Annotated in this window: 19 protein-coding genes; 15 read left to right on the top strand and 4 right to left on the bottom strand. The window is 74.2% G+C overall.

From position 1 onward, the window contains the following. Positions 1-39: 39 nt before the first annotated feature. Positions 40-414: an ArsR/SmtB family transcription factor gene (locus I598_RS10600; RefSeq protein ID WP_068202925.1), complete on the top strand. Its 375-nt coding sequence runs from the start codon at positions 40-42 to the stop codon at positions 412-414. 43 nt (positions 415-457) lie between these two features. Here I598_RS10600 and I598_RS10595 read toward each other — a convergent pair whose 3' ends face one another. Continuing rightward, positions 458-1684, bottom strand: coding sequence for a GNAT family N-acetyltransferase (locus tag I598_RS10595; RefSeq protein WP_068202924.1), 1227 nt, complete (start codon positions 1682-1684; stop codon positions 458-460). Between the two features lie 62 nt (positions 1685-1746). Here I598_RS10595 and I598_RS10590 point away from each other — a divergent pair, with 62 nt between their 5' ends. From I598_RS10590 to mnhG, 10 genes are all read left to right on the top strand, one after another. Then, positions 1747-3111 (top strand): MFS transporter, encoded by a 1365-nt coding sequence (locus I598_RS10590; RefSeq protein ID WP_068205212.1) that lies wholly within the window; start codon positions 1747-1749, stop codon positions 3109-3111. Between the two features lie 586 nt (positions 3112-3697). Beyond that, on the top strand, positions 3698-4129 hold the full coding sequence (locus I598_RS10585) for a hypothetical protein (protein WP_068202923.1): 432 nt from the start codon (positions 3698-3700) through the stop codon (positions 4127-4129). 47 nt (positions 4130-4176) lie between these two features. Further along, positions 4177-4833 carry a hypothetical protein gene (locus I598_RS10580; protein WP_068202922.1) on the top strand — a complete coding sequence of 219 codons (657 nt, stop codon included), beginning with the start codon at positions 4177-4179 and terminating at the stop codon, positions 4831-4833. Next, positions 4812-6827, top strand: coding sequence for an NHL domain-containing thioredoxin family protein (locus I598_RS10575; RefSeq protein ID WP_068202921.1), 2016 nt, complete (start codon positions 4812-4814; stop codon positions 6825-6827). The genes I598_RS10580 and I598_RS10575 overlap by 22 nt, the downstream gene beginning before the upstream one ends. A 135-nt stretch (positions 6828-6962) precedes the next feature. Continuing rightward, positions 6963-9842, top strand: coding sequence for a Na+/H+ antiporter subunit A (locus I598_RS10570; protein WP_068202920.1), 2880 nt, complete (start codon positions 6963-6965; stop codon positions 9840-9842). Next, complete coding sequence (locus I598_RS10565; protein ID WP_068202919.1) at positions 9839-10333, top strand: Na(+)/H(+) antiporter subunit C; 495 nt, start codon at positions 9839-9841, stop codon at positions 10331-10333. Before I598_RS10570 ends, I598_RS10565 begins: the two co-directional genes overlap by 4 nt. Next, on the top strand, positions 10330-11949 hold the full coding sequence (locus I598_RS10560) for a Na+/H+ antiporter subunit D (protein ID WP_068202918.1): 1620 nt from the start codon (positions 10330-10332) through the stop codon (positions 11947-11949). The genes I598_RS10565 and I598_RS10560 overlap by 4 nt, the downstream gene beginning before the upstream one ends. Continuing rightward, a complete protein-coding gene (locus tag I598_RS10555) occupies positions 11946-12566 on the top strand; it encodes a Na+/H+ antiporter subunit E (RefSeq protein ID WP_083973179.1) in 621 nt (206 codons plus the stop codon). The genes I598_RS10560 and I598_RS10555 overlap by 4 nt, the downstream gene beginning before the upstream one ends. After that, positions 12563-12877 (top strand): MrpF/PhaF family protein, encoded by a 315-nt coding sequence (locus I598_RS10550; protein WP_068202917.1) that lies wholly within the window; start codon positions 12563-12565, stop codon positions 12875-12877. The genes I598_RS10555 and I598_RS10550 overlap by 4 nt, the downstream gene beginning before the upstream one ends. Then, positions 12874-13278 carry a monovalent cation/H(+) antiporter subunit G gene (gene mnhG, locus I598_RS10545; RefSeq protein WP_068202916.1) on the top strand — a complete coding sequence of 135 codons (405 nt, stop codon included), beginning with the start codon at positions 12874-12876 and terminating at the stop codon, positions 13276-13278. The genes I598_RS10550 and mnhG overlap by 4 nt, the downstream gene beginning before the upstream one ends. Before the next feature lie 2 nt (positions 13279-13280). On the opposite strand, the gene I598_RS10540 is transcribed toward mnhG, so the two are convergent. Both I598_RS10540 and I598_RS10535 read right to left on the bottom strand, forming a co-directional pair. Then, positions 13281-13937, bottom strand: coding sequence for a response regulator (locus tag I598_RS10540; RefSeq protein ID WP_083973178.1), 657 nt, complete (start codon positions 13935-13937; stop codon positions 13281-13283). Beyond that, the gene (locus I598_RS10535; protein WP_068202915.1) at positions 13934-15232 is read right to left on the bottom strand and encodes a sensor histidine kinase; all 1299 of its coding nucleotides are present in this window, start codon (positions 15230-15232) and stop codon (positions 13934-13936) included. Before I598_RS10535 ends, I598_RS10540 begins: the two co-directional genes overlap by 4 nt. Before the next feature lie 117 nt (positions 15233-15349). Here I598_RS10535 and I598_RS10530 point away from each other — a divergent pair, with 117 nt between their 5' ends. Together I598_RS10530 and I598_RS10525 are read left to right on the top strand one after the other, a co-directional pair. Then, complete coding sequence (locus tag I598_RS10530; protein ID WP_068205209.1) at positions 15350-16111, top strand: GAP family protein; 762 nt, start codon at positions 15350-15352, stop codon at positions 16109-16111. Between the two features lie 80 nt (positions 16112-16191). Continuing rightward, the gene (locus tag I598_RS10525; RefSeq protein ID WP_157557209.1) at positions 16192-16863 is read left to right on the top strand and encodes an NYN domain-containing protein; all 672 of its coding nucleotides are present in this window, start codon (positions 16192-16194) and stop codon (positions 16861-16863) included. A gap of 173 nt (positions 16864-17036) precedes the next feature. On the opposite strand, the gene I598_RS10520 is transcribed toward I598_RS10525, so the two are convergent. Beyond that, a complete protein-coding gene (locus tag I598_RS10520; RefSeq protein ID WP_198155680.1) occupies positions 17037-17681 on the bottom strand; it encodes an HAD family hydrolase in 645 nt (214 codons plus the stop codon). 65 nt (positions 17682-17746) lie between these two features. Between I598_RS10520 and I598_RS10515 the strand changes: the two genes are divergently transcribed. Both I598_RS10515 and I598_RS10510 read left to right on the top strand, forming a co-directional pair. Then, positions 17747-18376, top strand: a complete 630-nt coding sequence (locus I598_RS10515; RefSeq protein WP_068202913.1) for a TetR/AcrR family transcriptional regulator — start codon at positions 17747-17749, stop codon at positions 18374-18376. Continuing rightward, positions 18373-19350, top strand: a complete 978-nt coding sequence (locus I598_RS10510) for a DMT family transporter (RefSeq protein WP_068202912.1) — start codon at positions 18373-18375, stop codon at positions 19348-19350. Before I598_RS10515 ends, I598_RS10510 begins: the two co-directional genes overlap by 4 nt. Position 19351: the final 1 nt, after the last annotated feature.

The raw sequence follows: 19351 nt of genomic DNA, 5'->3' as shown, positions 1-19351 counted from the left end.
CGCGTATCGAAGAATGTCAATATGTGCGACGATGGCTCCATGACCGCGCTCGCACCCCTGCCCCTGGCCGACCGCGTCACGGTCGGCGGCTGCTGCGCGCCCGCCGACGCCCCCGCCGTCGAGCCCGCGGTCGCCCAGGACCTCGCCCGGTCCTTCAAGGCGCTCGGCGACCCCGCCCGCGTCCAGCTCCTCGCCACCGTCGCCGCCAGCCCCGACGCCGAGGCCTGCGTCTGCGACCTCACCGCCCCCGTCGGGCTGTCGCAGCCGACCGTGAGCCACCACCTCAAGATCCTCGTCGAGGCCGGCCTCCTGCACCGGGAGCAGCGCGGGCGCTGGGCCTACTACTCGCTCGTGCCGCAGGCCGTCAGCGGCCTGGGCGCGGCGCTCGCCGCCGTCACCCGCGTCGAGGCCTGACTCCGCGCGCCTCCGCGGCGACCGGGTGTCAGGAGTCCGGACGTCAGAAATAGTCGCGCACGTGCACCTGGCGGCCGCCCCACAGCGCGTCCCACGTCGTGTCGTGCTCCCCAGGTCCCGTCAGACCGCCCGCGAGGCGAGCGTTCGCCGTCGACTGCGCGCCGGACCAGGTCAGGGCGAGCCCCCCGGAGGTGAACGTCGGACGGTCGCCCGGGCTCGCACCGTCGTCCGGGACGACCCGCACCGTGCCCTCCGCAGCCTCGAGCGTCCACGCACCCGCCAGGTCCGGGGTCCGCGGGTCGGCGACGGCGAACGGGACCCGCGCCCGCACCGGTGGTACCCGGCACGCGCCCAGCGCACCCGGCACGTCGAGCAGGCGCAGCATGTACGGGCGCGGCGACGACGTCGCGGCATGGTCCGGCAGGACCAGCCGGGAGACGTCCGTCCCGGACCAGCCCCCGGACGTGCACACCTCCACCTGGCCCACCACCGACGCGAACGAGCCCAGCATCCGCCACAGCGCCCTCGCCGCGTCGGGCGTCAACGCGACGAGGTCGTCCACCGCGATGGTGGTGGTGCGGTCGTACCCGGTCCCGCGCGACCAGCTCGCGAAGCCGAGCACCTCCTCGGTCCCGGTGCCGCGCACCGCCAGGCTGACCCCGGTGAGGTCCGCCCCCGGACCCACCATCTCGTCCGGCTCCATCGTGAAGGGTGCCTCGGCGCGCGTGAGCGGGCCGTTCTGCGCCGACGCCCACGCCTCGTACACGCGCCGCACCGCCGGGAGGTCCGCCGCCGTGGCACGCCGGGTCCGCACGCCGTCGCCGGCCGGGGCCACCGCGGCGAGCGACGCCATCGGGATCCGCACGTCCTCGAACGCGCCCACCACCTCGTAGCCGAGGCCCCGGTAGATGCCCGCCGACGACGGGTAGAGGGTCGAGACGGTCTCGTCCAGGTCGCGCGCCTCGGCGAGCGCCGCCTCCATGAGGGGGCGCAGGAGGCCGGACCCGCGGCGCTCGGCCGCCACGGTGACGCCCGCGAAGCCTGCCGTCGGCAGCCGTGCGCCGTGGAACCACGAGGTGAAGGACCGCACCGCCAGCCCGGCGGCCACCTCGCCGTCCACCGCCGCGACCCACGGGCGGGTGTGCGGTCGCGGCCAGTCGTCCGGGTCGGGTACCGGCGCAGGCCGGGTCGGGACGCCGAACGCCTCGTCGCCGAGGCGACGGGCCGCGGGGACGTCGGCGAGGACGCTGCGGCGGATCTCCAGGGTCATGGGAGCGACGCTAGCGCTGCCCGACCGGCGCCACCGTACGGGCGAGGTCTAGCGTGGGACGCGTGAGCAGCCCCACGGCCGCCGACCGCACCCGGAGCCGGGTGCTGCTGGTCGCGATCCTCGCGTCGTTCGTGTCGTTCCTCGACGGGACGGTCGTCAACGTGGCGCTGCCCGCGATCGCCGACGAGCTGGGCGGCCCCGGGGAGGCCGGGCTGACGCTCCAGCAGTGGGTCGTCGACGGCTACCTCGTCACGCTCGGGTCGTTCATCCTGCTCGCCGGTTCCCTGTCCGACGTGCACGGCCGCCGCCGCGTCCTCGCGATCGGGCTCGCGGGGTTCGCGGCCGCGTCCGTGCTGTGCGCCGTCGCCCCGACCGGAGCGGTGCTGGTCGTGGCGCGGCTGCTCCAGGGTGTCGCCGGGGCGCTGCTCGTGCCCAGCTCGCTGGCGCTCATCATCTCGACGTTCGACGGCGCGGCGCAGGGCCGTGCCATCGGCCGGTGGACGGCGTGGACGGGCACGGCGATGATCGTCGGCCCGTTCGTCGGCGGCGGCCTGGTGGACCTGCTGTCGTGGCGGTGGGTGTTCTGGATCAACCTGCCGGTCATCGCGGTGACGTTCCTGCTGCTGCGGGGCGTGCCCGAGTCCGTGGCGGAGGTCGGCCGCCGCCTCGACGTCCCCGGGGCCGTGCTCGCCGCGCTCGGCCTCGCCGCGGCCGTCCTCGGCCTCGTCGAGGGGTACTGGGTGGTGCTCGGAGTCGGGCTCGTGCTGCTCGTCGTGTTCGTCGTCTGGGAGCGGCGCGCCCGCGACCCCATGCTGCCGCTGCACCTGTTCGCCGTGCGCAACTTCGCGTGGGGGAACATCGCCACCGCCGCCGTCTACGGCGCGCTCGCCCTCGGCGGCTTCGTCGTCACCCTGTTCCTCCAGCAGGTCGCCGGGTACTCCGCGACCGCGGCGGGCGTCGCCCAGCTCCCCACCACCTTCGCGATGCTCGCCCTGTCCACCCGCTTCGGCACCCTCACCGGGCGCTACGGCGCCCGCTGGTTCATGACCGTCGGGCCGGTCGTCGCGGCGGCCGGGTACCTGCTGCTGCTCACCACCGACGCCGGGGCGGCGTACCTCACCCAGGTGCTCCCCGGCATGGTCGTGTTCGGCGTCGGCCTCGCCATCACCGTCGCGCCGCTGACCTCCGCGATCCTCGGCGCCGTGCCGCCGCACGACGCCGGCATCGCGTCGGCCGTCAACAACGCCGTCTCCCGCGTCGCCGGGCTCGTCGCCATCGCACTGGCCGGCGTCATCGTCGGCGGCGTCCTCGACGTCGACTCCTTCCACCGGACCCTCCTGGTCGTCGCCGGGCTGCTCGTCGTCGGCGGCCTCGTCAGCCTCGTCGGCATCCGTGACCGCACCGGGGGTGCCGCGGCAGCCAGCTGAGGGAGCTGCCGGGTGCGAGCCCATCGCCGTCCAGCCCGGGACGGGGCGTGTTCCCCATGGCGTGGATGGTTCCGGATCGATAACGTCCCTGGTCGGAGGTGGTGCCGGGTGGCTGATCTGCGGATGGATCTCGACGCCGATCTCGCCCGCGGTATCCAGGGCGACGGCTCCACGGCACCGGCTGCGCCGGCCGGTCCGGGCGGGCCGGTGTGAGGCCCGCCGACTGGTCCCCCGTCGGGCTGGACGTCGACCCCACCCCCGGCGACCCCGTCCTCGTCCTCGCCGGGGGGCGCGACTACCAGGACGTCGCCGGGGCGATCGACGACGCCGCGACCGCCCTGGGTCGACCGATACAGCGCCAACCGCGGTTCGCACGGCACGTACGAGCAGTTCGAGACCGAGGCGGGGTCGCGCGTGGTGGTGAATCACACGAACGACCCCAACGCCTCGTCGTCTCACTTCCACGCTGGGCAGCCCAAGGGTGACACCTCAAGAGACGGTGTCGATTTCGGATGGGCAACAACTCTGAGCGCTATGCGCCGGTCGGTGAAAAGCACCACTTCTACTATCCCGAAGGGCCGAATTGATGGCTGATCCCCTCACGACCGCACGAGAAGCCGGCTTCACGGTCATCGGCCACGAGGGCACCGCCGAGGAAGCTTGGGCCGTCTGGCGTATGTTCATCGCCGACTCGGCCGTCCCGACGCTCCGCGTTCCCGACGACGACCCGGACCCCCGCGCCGTCGAAGCCGCCTGGGTTCACATCACCGCCGCGACCGGGCTGTTCGACACCTCGGGCGAGTTTCTTCTGAGCGTCGGCGGAGAGGGAACGTCTCGACTTCCGTGGATTCGAGTCCGCACCGCACCTGACGCACAGATACTTGCACTCGGACTCACCTACGGTGTGCCAGAGTTCGTCGCCACCTCGATCGACCGGAGCGTGGCGATCGGCGTCACGTCGGAAGAGGACGAGACGTGGATCCTCGTCGCCGACGACAGGCCCACTGGGGCGCCATGACGATGGACGATCTCGTCGCGGAGGCACGACCGACAGCCCCATGTCCGGTGGACTTCCTGAGTCTCCTGCGCGGCGGCGGAGCCGTGGTCGTGCCGCACCTGGAACGCGAGGACGGCACCCCGCAGGTGCGGGTGTTCGACGCCGCACCCGGGTCTGCGAAGCCGTACGAGCTGCGCCTGTTCACCTCGCCCCGGGCGCTGGAGGCGCACCTCGGCGACGACCCCGGTCGCGCGTACAGCCTGCGGCGGCGCGACTCGCTCGCGCCGTTCCTGCGTCGGCACGGCGCGGTCCTGGCGCGCGTGGTGGTCGACCCGGCGGGTCCCGACCCGATGCAGCTCGACGTCGCCGACGTGCTCGCCGCGCTCGAGGACGCCGCGGACTCGACCGACCCGACCAGGTTCCGCGACGACTCCGGGGCAGGCATCAGCATCGAGGGCCTGCACGCGATGGCGAGCATCGACTCCCCCGGCGGGTCGCGCGGCATCGGCATCGAGCTGAACCTGCCCGACCACTGGATGACCGTCGAGCTCACCGACCCCGCCGTCCGGGACCAGCAGATCCGCGCCCTGGTCACCCGGCAGGGCGCCTCCCTCCGCCGAGCTCTGCGACCTGCCCGGCGTCGTCGAGCCGCTCGTGGAGTCCTCCCTGGCGCGCCCTCGGGGGCGCTCGGCCCTTCCCCTCGATGGCGCAGAATGTTCCGGTGACTTCCTCGCCTTCCCTCCCTCGTGTCCGCGCGTCCGAGCTCGTCGGTCGGGGCTGGCTGAACACCGGGGGACGTGACGTCACCCTCGCCGACCTGCGGGGCAAGGTCGTCGTGCTCGACTTCTGGACGTTCTGCTGCGTCAACTGCCTGCACGTCCTGGACGAGCTGCGCGAGCTGGAGGCGAAGCACCGCGACGTGCTGGTGATCGTGGGCGTGCACTCGCCGAAGTTCGCGCACGAGGCGGACCCCGACGCGCTGGCCGCCGCCGTCGAGCGGTACGAGGTGCACCACCCCGTCCTCGACGACCCGGAGCTCGTCACCTGGGGTGCGTACACGGCGCGTGCGTGGCCGACGCTCGTCGTCATCGACCCGGAGGGGTACGTCGTCGCCCAGATGGCAGGGGAGGGGCACGCGTCCGCGATCGAGGCGATCGTCGAGGAACTGATCGCCGAGCACGACGCCAAGGGCACGCTCCACCGCGGTGACGGCCCGTACGTGCCGCCCACCCCGGAACCCACCACGCTGCGGTTCCCCGCCAAGGCCGTCACCCTGCCCGGCGGCAACCTGCTCGTCGCGGACGCCGGGCACCACTCCCTCGCGGAGCTCGCGCCCGACGGCGAGACCTTCGTGCGCCGCATCGGCTCGGGCGAGCGAGGCCTCGTCGACGGCGGCGTCGGCCCGGACGGCGTCCACACCGCCCGGTTCAGCGAGCCCAACGGGCTGTGCCTCGTGCCCGAGGAGCTGCGCACCTGGCTCGGCTACGACGTCCTCGTCGCCGACACCGTCAACCATGCCCTGCGCGGCGTCCGCCTCGCCGACGGGCAGGTCACCACCGTCGCGGGGACGGGCGACCAGTACATGGTGGGCGGGCAGGAGAACGTGCACCCCGAGGGCGAGGCGCCCCGCGCGCACGGCCAGGGGGACAAGCTCCCGCCGACCTGGGTCAACCTGTCCTCGCCGTGGGACGTCGCCTGGTCGGCTGAGCTCGCGGCGTTCGTCGTGGCGATGGCGGGCAACCACACCCTGTGGGCGCTGGACGAGAAGGAGGGGTCGCTGACGCTGCTCGCCGGGACGATGAACGAGGGCCTGGAGGACGGGCCCGGGGCGTCGGCGTGGTTCGCGCAGCCGTCGGGGCTGGCGCCCGCGGCGGACGGGTCGCTGTGGCTCGCGGACGCCGAGACCTCCGCGCTGCGGCAGGTCGTACCGGTGGACGGCTCCGAGGTCGGGGTGCGCACCGCCGTCGGGCAGGGGCTGTTCGACTTCGGGCACCGGGACGGCGACGCCGGGCAGGCGCTGCTGCAGCACCCGCTCGGCGTGGCGGTGCTGCCCGACGGCTCGGTCGTCGTCGCGGACACCTACAACGGGGCGCTGCGACGCTTCGTGCCGGACGGCGACGACGCCACCGGTGACGTCGGGGACGGTGCGGGCGCGCGGCTCGGCGGCCCGGTCACGACGCTCGCGACGGGGCTCGCGGAGCCGAGCGACGTCGTCGTGCAGGTGACGGACGACGGCGTGCACCTGCTGGTCGTGGAGTCCGCGGCGCACCGCATCACGCGGGTGGCGCTGCCTGCCGACGTCGCCGGCGAGGTGCTGGACGCCGGCGCCCACCGGGTGGCGCGCCCGGCGACGGAGGTCGCGGCGGGCGAGGTCCGCCTCGAGGTGCCGTTCGCGCCCGCCCCCGGGCAGAAGCTCGACGACCGCTGGGGCCCGTCCACCGAGCTCACCGTCAGTGCCACGCCCCCGGAGCTGCTGCTCGACGGCGCGGGCACCGGCACCGACCTGGCGCGCGGCCTGCGGATCAACCCCGACGTCACCGAGGGCGTCCTGCACGTCACCGCCAAGGCGGCGTCGTGCGACGTCGTGCCGCTCGGCCCGGACGGCGAGCCCGACCCCGACGTGTTCCCCGCCTGCCACCTCGCGCAGCAGGACTGGGGCGTGCCCGTGCGGGTGACCACCACCGGTGACGCCACACTGACCCTGCCCCTGCGGGGCTGACCACGTCGGTGGACCGACCGATCCGGCGCACGGGCTCTGCCTTGTGGTGTTCAACCGGTCGTCGTGCGGTCATCGGTGGCGGGTTCGAAACGATAGGATGACGACTCGCCCCGCCCACCGACCGGACGGAGTGCAGTGCTCCAACTGCTCATGCTCGTGTTCCTGCTGGCGCTCGCCGCGCCGGCTCTCGTGGCGTGGCTGGGGAGATCCGCGTTCTGGGTGCTCGCACTCGGTCCCGCGGCTGCCGCCGGCTACGCGATCGCCCAGACCGGCCGGGTCCTCGACGGTGACTTCCCGGAACAGAGCATCTCCTGGGTGCCGGGCCTGGAGCTGTCGATCGACTTCCGCCTCGACCACCTGTCCTGGCTGATGCTGCTCGTCGTGGGCGGCGTCGGGGCGCTGGTCCTGCTGTACTGCTCGGCCTACTTCTCCCGCGACGCCCTGGGCACCGGCCGCTTCGCCGCCGTCCTCACCGCCTTCGCGGGCGCCATGATCGGGCTCGTCACCGCCGACGACCTGCTCATGCTGTTCGTCTTCTGGGAGCTGACCACCGTCTTCTCCTACCTGCTCATCGGTCACTACGCGGACCGCAAGGCGTCCCGTCGTGCGGCGATGCAGGCGATCGTCGTGACGACGGCGGGCGGCCTGGCCATGCTGGTCGGGCTGATCGTCCTGGGCGTCGCGGCGGGCACGTGGCGCATCTCCGAGGTGGTGGCCGCCCCGCCCACCGGCGCGGCCGCCGTCGTCGCGGCCGTGTGCCTCCTCGCCGGGGCGGCGACGAAGTCCGCGCTCGTCCCGTTCCACTTCTGGCTGCCCGCCGCGATGGCCGCGCCGACGCCGGTGTCCGCGTACCTGCACGCCGCCGCGATGGTGAAGGCGGGCGTCTACCTGGTCGCCCGGTTCGCGCCCGCGCTGGCGGACCTGCCGGTGTGGCGGTGGTCCGTGGTGCTGCTGGGCGGCGGCACCCTGCTGCTCGGCGGGTACCGGGCGCTGCGCCAGCACGACCTCAAGCTCGTCCTCGCGTTCGGCACCGTCTCCCAGCTCGGGCTCATCGTGCTCCTGCTCGGCCTCGGCTCGCAGTCGCTGGCCCTGGCGGGGCTCGCCCTGCTCGGCGCGCACGCCATGTTCAAGGCGACGCTGTTCCTCGTGGTCGGTGCGATCGACGTCGCCACCGGCACCCGCGACCTGCGCCGCCTCACCGGGCTGTGGCGGACCATGCCGATCACCACCGGCGCCGGCGTCCTCGCCACCGTGTCGATGATCGGCGTGCCCGTCACCACCGGGTACGTCGCCAAGGAGGCGGCGCTCGAAGGGCTGTGGCACGACGTCACGCACGGCGCCGGGGCCGTGGAGTGGATCGCGTTCGCCGCGGTCGTCGTCGGGTCCGCGCTGACGGTCGCCTACGGTCTGCGCTTCGCCTGGGGCGCGTTCGCCACCAAGGCCGTCCCCGACGACGCCGCCTCGCCGACGCCGGTGCGCCGTCAGGCCTGGCTGCTGGTCGCACCGCCCGCGACGCTCGCGCTGCTCGGCGTCGCCCTGGCGTTCCTGCCCGCGACCGGTGAGTCGCTGCTCGCCCCGCACGCCGCGCTCTACCCGGCGGGCGAGCCGGGCCACCTGGTGATCTGGGCTGGCTTCACCCCTGTCCTGGCGATCACCGCGGCGGTGCTGATCGCCGGCGCGGTGCTGTTCTGGCAGCGCACGCGCATCGAGCGCTGGCAGTCCACGCTGCCCTCGGTGACGGGTGCCGACGTCGTCTACCGCCGGTCGATGCGTCGCCTCGACGACCTCGCGGCCGACGTCACGGCCTTCACCCAGCGCGGTTCGCTGCCCTTCTACCTCGGCATCGTCCTGGTCGTCCTCGCCGTCGCGCCCGGTGCGGTCATCGCGTCGGGCCTGCTGCGCGGCACCACCGTCCCGGTCGACGTCGTGCCGTGGGACGAGCCGGCGCAGGCCGCGGTCGTGGCGATCGTCGTCGTCGCGGCGGTCCTGGCGACGCGTGCCCGCCGCCGCCTCAAGGCCGTGCTGCTCGTGGGCGTGGTCGGGTACGCCAACGCGGCCCTGTTCCTGCTGCACGGCGCACCGGACCTCGCGCTCACCCAGGTCCTGTGCGAGACCGTGACGCTGGTCGTCATGGTGCTCGTCATGCGCCGCCTGCCCCCGTACTTCACGGACCGGCCGCTGGCCACCAGCCGCTGGGTGCGGCTCGCCCTCGCCGCGACGTCGGGCCTCGCGATCATGGGGCTCACCGTCGCCGCGCCGCTCGCGCGGGTCGCGACGCCGATCAGCGTGGACTTCCCCGGCGAGGCCGTCGAGTTCGGCGGCGGGCACAACATCGTCAACATCATCCTCGTCGACATCCGCGCCTGGGACACCGTCGGGGAGATCTCCGTGCTGCTCGTCGCCGCCACGGGCGTCGCGTCGCTGGTGTTCCTGCGCCAGCGCAGCGGCGAGGTCCTGCGGCTGTCCCGTGCGCCCGACCCGCAGCGTTCCCAGAGCCACGACCGCACGGTCTGGCTCGCCGCGGGCAGCACGCTCGCCCCCGAGCGCCGCTCGGTCATGTTCGAGGTCGTGACCCGCACGATCTTCCACTCGATGGTCGTGTTCGGTCTGTTCCTGCTGTTCAGCGGCCACAACGCGCCCGGCGGCGGGTTCGCCGCGGGCCTCATGGTGGGCATCGCGCTGGCCGTGCGGTACCTGGCGGGCGGACGGTACGAGCTGGGTGAGGCGCTGCCCGTGCAGCCGGGTCTCCTGCTCGGCACCGGCCTGTTCCTGTCCGCCGGGGTGGGGCTGGCCGCCCTGCTGCTCGGCCACGAGGTCCTGGAGAGCTTCATCGTCGACCTGTACGTCCCGGTGCTCGGCAAGATCCACCTCGTGACGTCGTTGTTCTTCGACGTCGGCGTCATGCTCGTCGTCGTCGGGCTGGTGCTCGATCTGCTGCGCACCCTCGGTGCGGAGATCGATCGGCAGGGCGAGCTGTCGTCGGCCGAGCTCGCCGAGGCGGGGGTGAACCGATGACCGTCCTGCAGAACACGCCCTCCGCGGTGCTGGTGCTCGCCATCGGCGTGCTGTTCGGCACCGGGGTCTACCTGCTGCTCGAGCGGCCGCTCACCCGGATCCTGCTGGGGTTCATCCTCATCAGCAACGCCGTGAACCTCATGCTGCTCGTCGCGGGCGGCCGGGCCGGGGCGTCGCCGATCGTGGGCAACGCGCCGCAGGACGAGCCGATGGCCGACCCGCTCGCGCAGGCGATGACCCTCACCGCGATCGTCATCACGCTCGCGCTGACGGCGTTCATCCTGGCGCTGGCGTACCGCTCGTGGCAGATCCACGGGCACGACGAGGTCGCGGACGACGTCGAGGACAAGCGCGTCGCGCGCGCCGCCGCGGCGAACGCCCCGGCCTACACCGACGCGGACGCCGAGGAGACGGGGCAGACGCTGGACGAGGAAGCGGCCGCGGTGCACGACGAGACCGTCGGCGACGAGGACGAGGAGCGCGCCCGATGAGCGACCTCATCCCCGGACCGGAGACCTGGAACGCGGCGACCCTCGTCCCGCTGCCCGTGCTCGTCCCGCTGTTCGCCGCGGGCCTCACGCTCGCGCTGCGTCGGTACGCGAACGTGCAGCGGACCATCAGCGTCACGGCGCTGACGATCACGACCCTCGCGTCGGCCGCCCTGATGTTCTTCGCGGACGCGGGCCCCGTCGTCGTGGACGTCGGCGGCTGGGCGGCGCCGGTGGGCGTCAACCTGGTCGCGGACCGTCTCTCCGCCCTCATGCTGACCGTCAGCGGCGTCATGCTGCTGTGCGTCCTGCTGTACTCGCTGGGCCAGGGCGTGCCCGAGGGGGACGACCTCGACGGCGGCAGCCGGGTCGGCGAGACGATCCCGGTCGCGATCTTCCACCCCACCTACCTGGTGCTCGCCGCGGGCGTGGCCAACGCGTTCCTCACCGGCGACCTGTTCAACCTGTACGTCGGGTTCGAGATCCTGCTCGCCGCGTCCGCGATCCTGCTGACGCTCGGCGGGACGGCGGAACGCATCCGGGCGGGGTCGATGTACGTCATCGTCACGCTGATGTCGTCGCTGGTGTTCCTCGCGGCCATCGCGCTGGTCTACGCCGCCACGGGCACCGTCAACATGGCGCAGCTCGCCGAGCGGCTGCCCGAGATCGACCCGACGGTGCGCACGGCGCTGCAGCTCCTGCTGCTGCTCGCCTTCGGCATCAAGGCGGCGGTGTTCCCGCTGTCGTTCTGGCTGCCGGACTCCTACCCGACGGCGCCCGCCCCCGTCACGGCCGTGTTCGCGGGCCTGCTGACGAAGATCGGCGTCTACGCGATGCTGCGCACCCAGGTGCTGCTGTTCCCCGACGACCCGGCCGTGGACCGTCTGTTGATGGTCGTGGCGCTGCTGACGATGGTGATCGGCATCTTCGGCGCGGTCGCGCAGAACGACGTGAAACGTCTGCTGTCCTTCACCCTGGTGAGCCACATCGGCTTCATGGTGTTCGGCGTGGCCCTGGCCTCCCAGGCGGGCACGGCGGCGGCGATCTTCTACGTCGTGCACCACATCTCCGTCCAGACGGCGCTGTTCCTCGTCGTGGGGCTGGTCGAGTTCCGCGGCGGGTCGACGTCGCTCGACCGGCTGGGCGGGCTCGCCCGCCTCGCGCCGGGCCTCGCGGTGCTGTTCTTCGTCCCCGCGCTCAACCTCGCGGGCATCCCGCCGCTGTCCGGGTTCCTCGGCAAGGTCGGGCTGCTCACCGAGGGCGTGCGCGACGGCTCCGGCCTCGCGTGGGCGCTGGTGATCGGCTCGGTGGTGACGTCCCTGCTCACGCTGTACGCCGTCGTCAAGGCCTGGAACAAGGCGTTCTGGCAGGACGCCCCCGACGACGTCCCCGAGGACGTGCGCCTCCCGCGCGGCATGGTGCTGCCCGCCGGAGCGCTCATCGCGTTCGGGCTGGCGATCACCGTGGCCGCCGGCCCGCTGTACGGGTACGCGGAGCGCGCCGCGGAGTCCTCGATGGACGGCACGACGTACGTCGACGCCGTCTTCCCCGACGGCTCCGACCGCGGCACCGGCAAGTCCGACGAGATCACCGACGACGCGACGGGGGACGACTCGTGATCGCCGCCCGCCGCACCCTCGCGCGCCGGCTGCGCCACACCCTCGGGCAGTGGCCCGCGCTGCTGTTCCTCACGCTCGTGTGGGTCCTGCTGTGGGGCGACCTGTCGTGGGCGAACCTCGTCGGCGGGGCCACGCTCGCCCTCGTGGTGCTGCTGCTGTTCCCGCTGCCGTCCGTGAGCGCCCGCGGACGGTTCCGGCCGTGGCCGTTCGTCGTGCTCGTCTGGCGGTTCGCCCTCGACCTCGTCGTCGCGTCGTTCCAGGTCGCGTTCCTCGCCCTGCGACCCGGGTACCGGCCGTCCGGGGCCGTCGTGCAGGTCCAGCTGCGCAACCCGGACGACCTGTTCCTCACCGCGACCGCCGTGCTGTCCACGCTGGTGCCGGGCACGCTCGTCATCGAGACGCGGCGCCGCACCGGGGCGGTGTACCTGCACGTGCTCGACCTCGAGCGGTCGGGCGGCACCGAGGCGGTGCGGGCCGACATCCTGCGCCTCGAGGAGCGCGTGCTGCGCGCGTTCGCGCCCGACGACGTGCTCGCCCGCTGCGGGCTGGGCCCCGACGGGGCGGCCGGCGCGACGACCGCCGCCCAGGGCGGCGCCGACCAGGGAGGTGACCGATGATCGTCGTCTACGTCGTCGCCGCGGCGCTCGTGGCGGTCGCCGCCCTGCTCGCCCTCGTGCGGGTGGAGCGCGGACCGTCGATGCTCGACCGCTCCCTCGGTCTCGACCTGCTCGCGTCCACCCTCGTGGGCGTCATCGCCGTCGAGGCCGCGTGGAACCGGCGCACCGAGACCATCCCGATCCTCGTGGCGCTCGCGCTCGTCGGGTTCGTGGGGTCGGTCGTCATCGCCCGGTTCGCGGCCCGGGAGCCGGAGGGCGAGGAGAAGAAGCACGACCCCGACCAGACGGACAACCCGGTGGAGGAACCATGACCGCCGTCGACCCGGGCTTCTGGACGACCGCCGCGGACGTCGCGGCCGCCGTCTTCCTCCTCGCGGGCGCGTTCCTCACCGCCGCGGCCGCCATCGGCACCCTGCGCTTCGACTCGCTGATGGGCCGCCTGCACGCGATCACCAAGCCGCAGGTGCTGGGCCTGGTCCTGCTGCTGCTCGCCCTGGCGCTGCGAATCCGCAGCTGGTCGGCCGTCGCGATGCTCGCCCTGGTGGTCGTGTTCCAGCTCGCGACCGCGCCGGTCGCGGCGCACCTGCTGAGCCGTGCCGGGTTCCGCACCGGCAAGGTCGACGAGACCGAGTTCGTGCCCAACGAGATGGGGCCGCCCGACGTCGAGAACCCCACGGACGCGGAGCCGGGACCGGACGCCGACCGGGCCTGAGGTCAGACGAGCCCGGCGTCGCGCGCGACGATCGCCGCCTGCACGCGCGAGGTCACCCCGAGCTTGGCGAGCACGCGGGACACGTGCGTCTTCGCGGTCGCCTCGCTGATGGTCAGGTCGGCGGCGACCCCCTGGTTCGACAGACCGCGGCCGAGCGCCGCGAGGACGTCGCGCTCCCGGTCGGTGAGCGCCGCGACCCGGTCGACGGCCGCCGCCGCGGGGACGACGACGGCGGGCGGCCGGGCGACGAGCCGGGCGAGCACGCGCCGCGTCACCTCGGGGGCGAGCACGCCGTCGCCCGCGGCGACCCGCCGCACCGCGTCGACCAGGGCCGCGGGCTCGGCGCTCTTGAGCAGAAACCCGGCTGCCCCCGCGGCGAGCGCCCCGTCGACGTACTCGTCGAGGTCGAACGTCGTGAGCACCAGCACGTCCGCCAGCCCCTCCGCGGTGATCGTCCGGGTCGCGGCGATCCCGTCGGTGCCGGGCATGCGCAGGTCCATGAGGACGACGTCGGGCCGCAGCGCCCGGGCGTTCGTCACCGCGGCGTCGCCGTCGGCGGCCTCCCCGACGACGACGATGCCGGCGTCGGCCAGCAGCATCCGCAGGCCGGCGCGGATCGCCGCGTGGTCGTCGGCGAGGAGCACGCGCGGCGCGGTCACGCGGGGCCCCCGACGGTCGCGGCCGGTGCGCTCGCGCTCGCGCGGGGGAGCACGGCGTGCACGTGCCAGGTGCCGTCGTCGGGCCCGGCGTGGAACGTCCCGCCGAGCGCCTGGGCGCGCTCGGCCATCGTGACCAGACCCGTGCCGGCGTGCAGGGCCGGGTCGGCGGGCGGGACCGGCCCGGGGGCGACGGGGTTGGCCACCCGGAGCTCGAGCCGGCCGTCGGGGGCGTCGAGCCGCACGGTGACGGGCCGCCCGGGGGCGTGCTTCGCGGCGTTGGTGAGCGCCTCCTGCGCGATCCGGTGCACGGCCTGCTCCACGACCGCCGACGACGGCGGGTGCAGGGCGCCGGCGGCGACGTCGAGCGTCACGTCGGTCCCGCCCGCCCGAGCCTGCTCCACGAGCCGGTGCAGCCCGGCCAGGCGACCCGGTGCCGTCACGGGCTCGGCGGGGGCGTCGGCGCGCAGCAGCTCGATCATCGACCGCATCTCCGTGAGCGACTCCACGGCGCTGGCCCGCACCTGCTCCAGCGCGGCCCGGTCGCGGGTCGGGTCGGGGCGTGCGGCGAGCGCCCCGCCGGAGTGGATGGCGATGCTGGACAGGTGCCCGGCGACGACGTCGTGCAGGTCGCGGGCCATGGCGGCCCGTTCGGCCTGCACGGCCTCGTGCCGTTCCGCGGCGGCCAGCCGCGCGAGATCGGCGGCGCGGCGGCGTTCGAGATCGGCGGTGCGGGCGGCGGCGTCGGCGCGCTCCCGCTCGGCGTCGGCCAGCGCCGTCTTCTGCCGGACGTTGTCGGCCCACCACATCGGGACGAGCAGCAGCGCGGAGAGCTGGATGACGGCGTAGACGAGGACGCGCAGGTCGCGCGTCGCCTCGGCGGCGAGGACGGCCCCGACGACGCTGATGGTCCCCGCGACCGTCCACAGGATCGTCCGGGCGCGCTGCGACACCCACAGGGTCGCGGAGAACAGCAGGTCCCACAGCACGAGCAGCAGGGCGAGGCTGCCGCCGCCCGCGAGGTCGACCGCGACGACGGCGGCGCCGGTCGCGAGCGCGACGAGGGGGCCGCGCCGCTTGAGGGCGACGACGACGCAGCCGGCCGCGAGCAGGGCGAGATGCACGCCCGGTGGCAGGTCGAGGATCCGGGCCGCGTCGGGCGTCACCCCGACGAGGTCGACGGCGAGCAGCAGCGTGCCGAGCGCGAAGATCGCGGCGGCGTCGACGACGTCCCGCCGCGGACCGTCGGCGGACCACCGACGCCACCGCCCAGGGGTGTCCGCGGAGTGGCTGCTCACCGTGCCATCCCAGCACAGGGGACAGCGCGGCGGGTCGTCCGAAGGATGTAGGCGGGTGGTCGCGGTTCGCCCGACCGGGGGACGCGGCACCCGGTGCGGGACGGCAGGGTGGGCGCCATGGACCTCCCGGTGGATCTCGGTGGTGTGGACGGCGCCGGCCCGGCGGCGCTCGCGGGCGTGCTCGTGGTGCTCGCGCTGGTGGACTCGACGAGCTTCGGCACGCTGCTGGTGCCGGTGTGGCTGCTGCTGACCCCGGGTCGGGTGCGGGCGGGTCGGGTGCTCGTCTACCTGGGGACGGTCGCGGCCGCGTACCTGGCGGTGGGGGTGCTGGTGCTGCTCGGCGGCACGGCCCTGCTGGACCGGTACGGCGACCTGCTGGACGCGCGACCGGTGCTGGTCGTCCAGCTCCTGCTGGGCGTCGGCCTGTTCGCGCTCAGCTTCCGGTTCGACGGCAGGCGGGCGCGTCGCCGGGAGGCGGCGGGCGCCGGGCCGGGCCGGCTCGTGCGGTGGCGGCACCGGGCGATGGGGGTGGACGCGAGCGGCGGTGGGGTCGGCCCGCTGATGGGGTTGGCGCTCGGGGCGGTGGCCGTCGAGGTGGCGTCGATGCTGCCGTACCTCGCGGCGCTCGGGCTCCTCGCGTCGTCCGACCTCGCCACGCCCGCCTCGGTGGGGGTGCTCGCCGCGTACTGCCTGGTGATGGTCGCCCCGGCGCTGCTGCTGCTCGGCGGGCGCCTGGTCGCGGCGCGTGCCGTCGACCCGTTCCTGCGACGTGTCGAGGCGTGGCTGACCCGCAACGCCGCGGAGATGACCGGCTGGGTGCTGGGGATCGTCGGCGTGCTCCTGGCGCTGGACGCCCTGGGGCGGCTCGACTGGGCGTGACCGCCCTTTCGAGCAGGACGTCGGAGGGCATCTGTGGATCGAGGGGGTGCCTGTCATGCCTGGTCAGTAGGGTCTCCCGCATGGCTTCGAGCGGTCGGGCGTGCGTCTACATCGACGGTTTCAACCTGTACTACGGCGCGCTCAAGGGCACGTCGGAGAAGTGGCTCGACCTCGCGGCCTGGAGCTCGTTGATGTTGCCGGGCCTCACAGTGGTACGCATCGCGTACTGCACTGCCCGTATCACCGCGCGGTCGGACGACCCTCGAGCGCACGTCCGGCAGGATGCCTATCTGCGAGCACTGGCCACGCTGCCGACGGTGGACATCCTCGAGGGAACGTTCAAGGTGTCCAAGCCCAGGATGTTCCGGGTTCCTTCCGTGACGTGCTCCTGCTGCAACGCCCACCAGCCGTCGTGCTCATGCTGTCGTGCCAGCACGGTCCAGGTCGTGAAGACCGAGGAGAAGGGTTCGGACGTCAACCTCGCCGTGCAGCTCGTCGCGGACGGGTTTCAGGACCGCTTCGACACCGCGCTGATCGTGAGCAACGACTCGGACATCCAGCCGGCGGTGGACGTCGTCCGCGATCAGCTCGGCAAGCGGGTGGTCGTCGCGGACCCGAGAAACAGCAGGCACCCGTCGCTCATCGGTGACGAACGACGTCAGGTGCGACGCAACGCTCTGGTCCGGGCCCAGTTCCCCGACGTCGTGCACGATGCGGGCCGCGCGATCACCCGGCCGGGCCCCTGGGCATAGACAAAGAGCCAGATCCCCGAAGGGATCTGGCTCTGGGCCCGGCTACCGAGGTAGCGCGGGTGGGTGGTGCCAATCTAGGCAATCTCGCCGTCCGTGCGCAAGAGGGAAGACTTCGTGGGGATCGCCGTCGCCGCGACGTACGCACCGAACCCGGGGCCCGGAGGGGTGGCCGCTCAGCGGGAGAGCAGGGCGGGCAGCTCGGTGAGGGAGTCGACCACCTCGACGCGGGCGGCGTCGGGGCGGGCGGCGTGCAGGTACCCCCAGGGGCCGCGCCGGATCAGCACGGGCCGCATCCCGGCCGCGGCGGCGGGCAGGACGTCGTTGTCGAGCCGGTCGCCGACGTACGCGATCTCGTCCGCGGGGAGCCCGGCGAGGTCGGCGACGCGGGCGAAGAACTCGGGGGCGGGCTTCTCGACGCCCCACTCGTCGGAGGTGCGGATCGCGTCGACGGGCAGGTCCATCGCCTCCAGCGCGGCGCGCGCCTGGGGCGGCTGGTTCCCGGCGACGACGACCCCGAGGCCGGCGTCCCGCAGGGCGGCGAGCGCCGGGCGGACGTCGGGGTAGAGGTCGTCGGCGTCGAAGTTCTCGCGCAGGCCGGTGGGGTCGTCGGTGGCCCAGCGGGAGATCTCGGCGTCGAGGTCGACGTCGGGGCGGGTGAGCCGGAACGCGTCGGCGAGCGGCCGGTCGGTGGCGGCGCACGCCCCGATCAGCCCGAGGAAGGTGCCGCGGGGGACGCCGAGGCGGTCCGCCCACCGGCTGAAGATCCGGGTCTCGTCGATGAGGGTCTCGCCGACGTCGAACACCACCGCACGCACCATGGGGCGAGCCTATCCGGCTCCGCTCCTGGGTAGACTGGTCTGTCTACTCATCGAGAGGGGGAGCGATGGCCGCTCCGACATCCGGCGCACCCGCCCGTGACCGCCTGCTCGCCGCCGCCGCGCGCCTGTTCTACGCGCGCGGCACCACCGCCACCGGCGTCGACGCGATCGTCGCGGAGGCCGGCGTGGCGAAGATGAGCCTCTACAACAACTTCGGCTCCAAGGACGACCTGGTGCTCGCCTACCTGGAGGCGAGGCACGCCGAGTGGCTGGCGCTCTACGAGGCGCGGGTCGCGCGGGCGCAGGTCCCGTCCGAGCGCGTGCTCGCCGTCTTCGACGCCTACCTCGACCACGCGAACGCCGCGTACGAGCACGGGTTCCGTGGCTGCGGGCTGCTCAACGCAGCCGCCGAGCTCCCCGTGGGTGCGCCCGGCCGGGACGTCGTGCGGCGGCACAAGGAGGAGGTCGAGGCGCTGCTCGCGGAGCACCTCCAGGCCCACCTCGCGCACCCGGCCCGGGCGGGCGGCGACCCGGTGGGGACCCCGGACGGGGGCGCGGCGCCCGCGGCCGTCGCCCTCGCCGAGCACCTGGCGTTCCTCCTGGAGGGCGCCACGAGCCGGGCGGGCCTGGAGGGCGGCCCGGCCCGGCTCGTCCGCGCCCGCGACCTCGCCCGCGACCTCCTGGCCGCGCGGTGAACCGTGCGCAGGGCGCCGGGATCGCGGCGATCGCCATCGCCTCGGTGCTCTGGGGCACCACCGGCACGGCGGCGACGTTCGCGCCCGACGCCGGGCCGCTCGCGATCGGCGCGGCCGCGCTGGGGATCGGCGGGCTGCTCCAGGCGGCCGTCGCGGTGCCCGCGCTGCGGGTCGCCCGCCCCGCGCTGGCCGAGCACCGGCGCACGGTCGTCGTCGGCGCGGTCTGCGTCGCGGTGTACCCGCTGGCGTTCTACTCCTCCATGCACCTCGCGGGCGTCGCCGTCGGGACGGTCGTCTCGCTGGCCTCCGCGCCGCTCTTCTCGGGGCTGCTGGAACGCTGGGTCGACGGACGGCGGCTCAGCCGGTGGTGGATGCTGGCCGCGGTGCTCGGCGTCGTCGGCAGCGCGGCGCTCGCCACGGGCCGGGTCGAGGAGCAGGGCACGGCGGGCGGCACGGCCGCCGGGGTGCTGCTGGGACTCGTCGCGGGCGTCACGTACGCCGTCTACTCGTGGGCCGTGCACGGGCTCATGCAGCGCGGCGTCGCCCGCCCGGCCGCGATGGGCGCCGTGTTCGGCGGTGGCGGGCTCCTCCTCCTGCCTGTCCTGGCGCTCACGGGCGCGCCGCTCGTGGCGACCCCCGAGGCGTTCACCGTCGCCGCGTACATGGCGCTCGTCCCGATGTTCGCCGGGTACCTCCTGTTCGGCGTCGGGCTCGCCCGGGTGCCCGCCAGCACCGCCACCACCGTCACCCTCCTGGAGCCGGCCGTCGCGGCCGTGCTCGCCGTCGTCGTCGTGGCAGAACGGCTCGCCTGGTGGGGCTGGGTGGGGCTCGGCGTCCTCGCGCTGTCGCTCCTCGTCCTCGCCCTCGCGCCGGCCACGACCCCGCTGCCGCCCGTGGTGTCCGGTTCGAACGGGGTTCGGCGGGCGGGCGGATCGTGTTCAGGCGACGTTCAGGACCCGGACCTAAGGTGGTGAC

The sequence above is a fragment of the Isoptericola dokdonensis DS-3 genome, from assembly GCF_001636295.1.
GTDB lineage: Bacteria > Actinomycetota > Actinomycetes > Actinomycetales > Cellulomonadaceae > Isoptericola > Isoptericola dokdonensis.
Note: the sequence above shows the minus strand (reverse complement) of the source record. Positions and strands in the feature narration are given on the sequence as shown.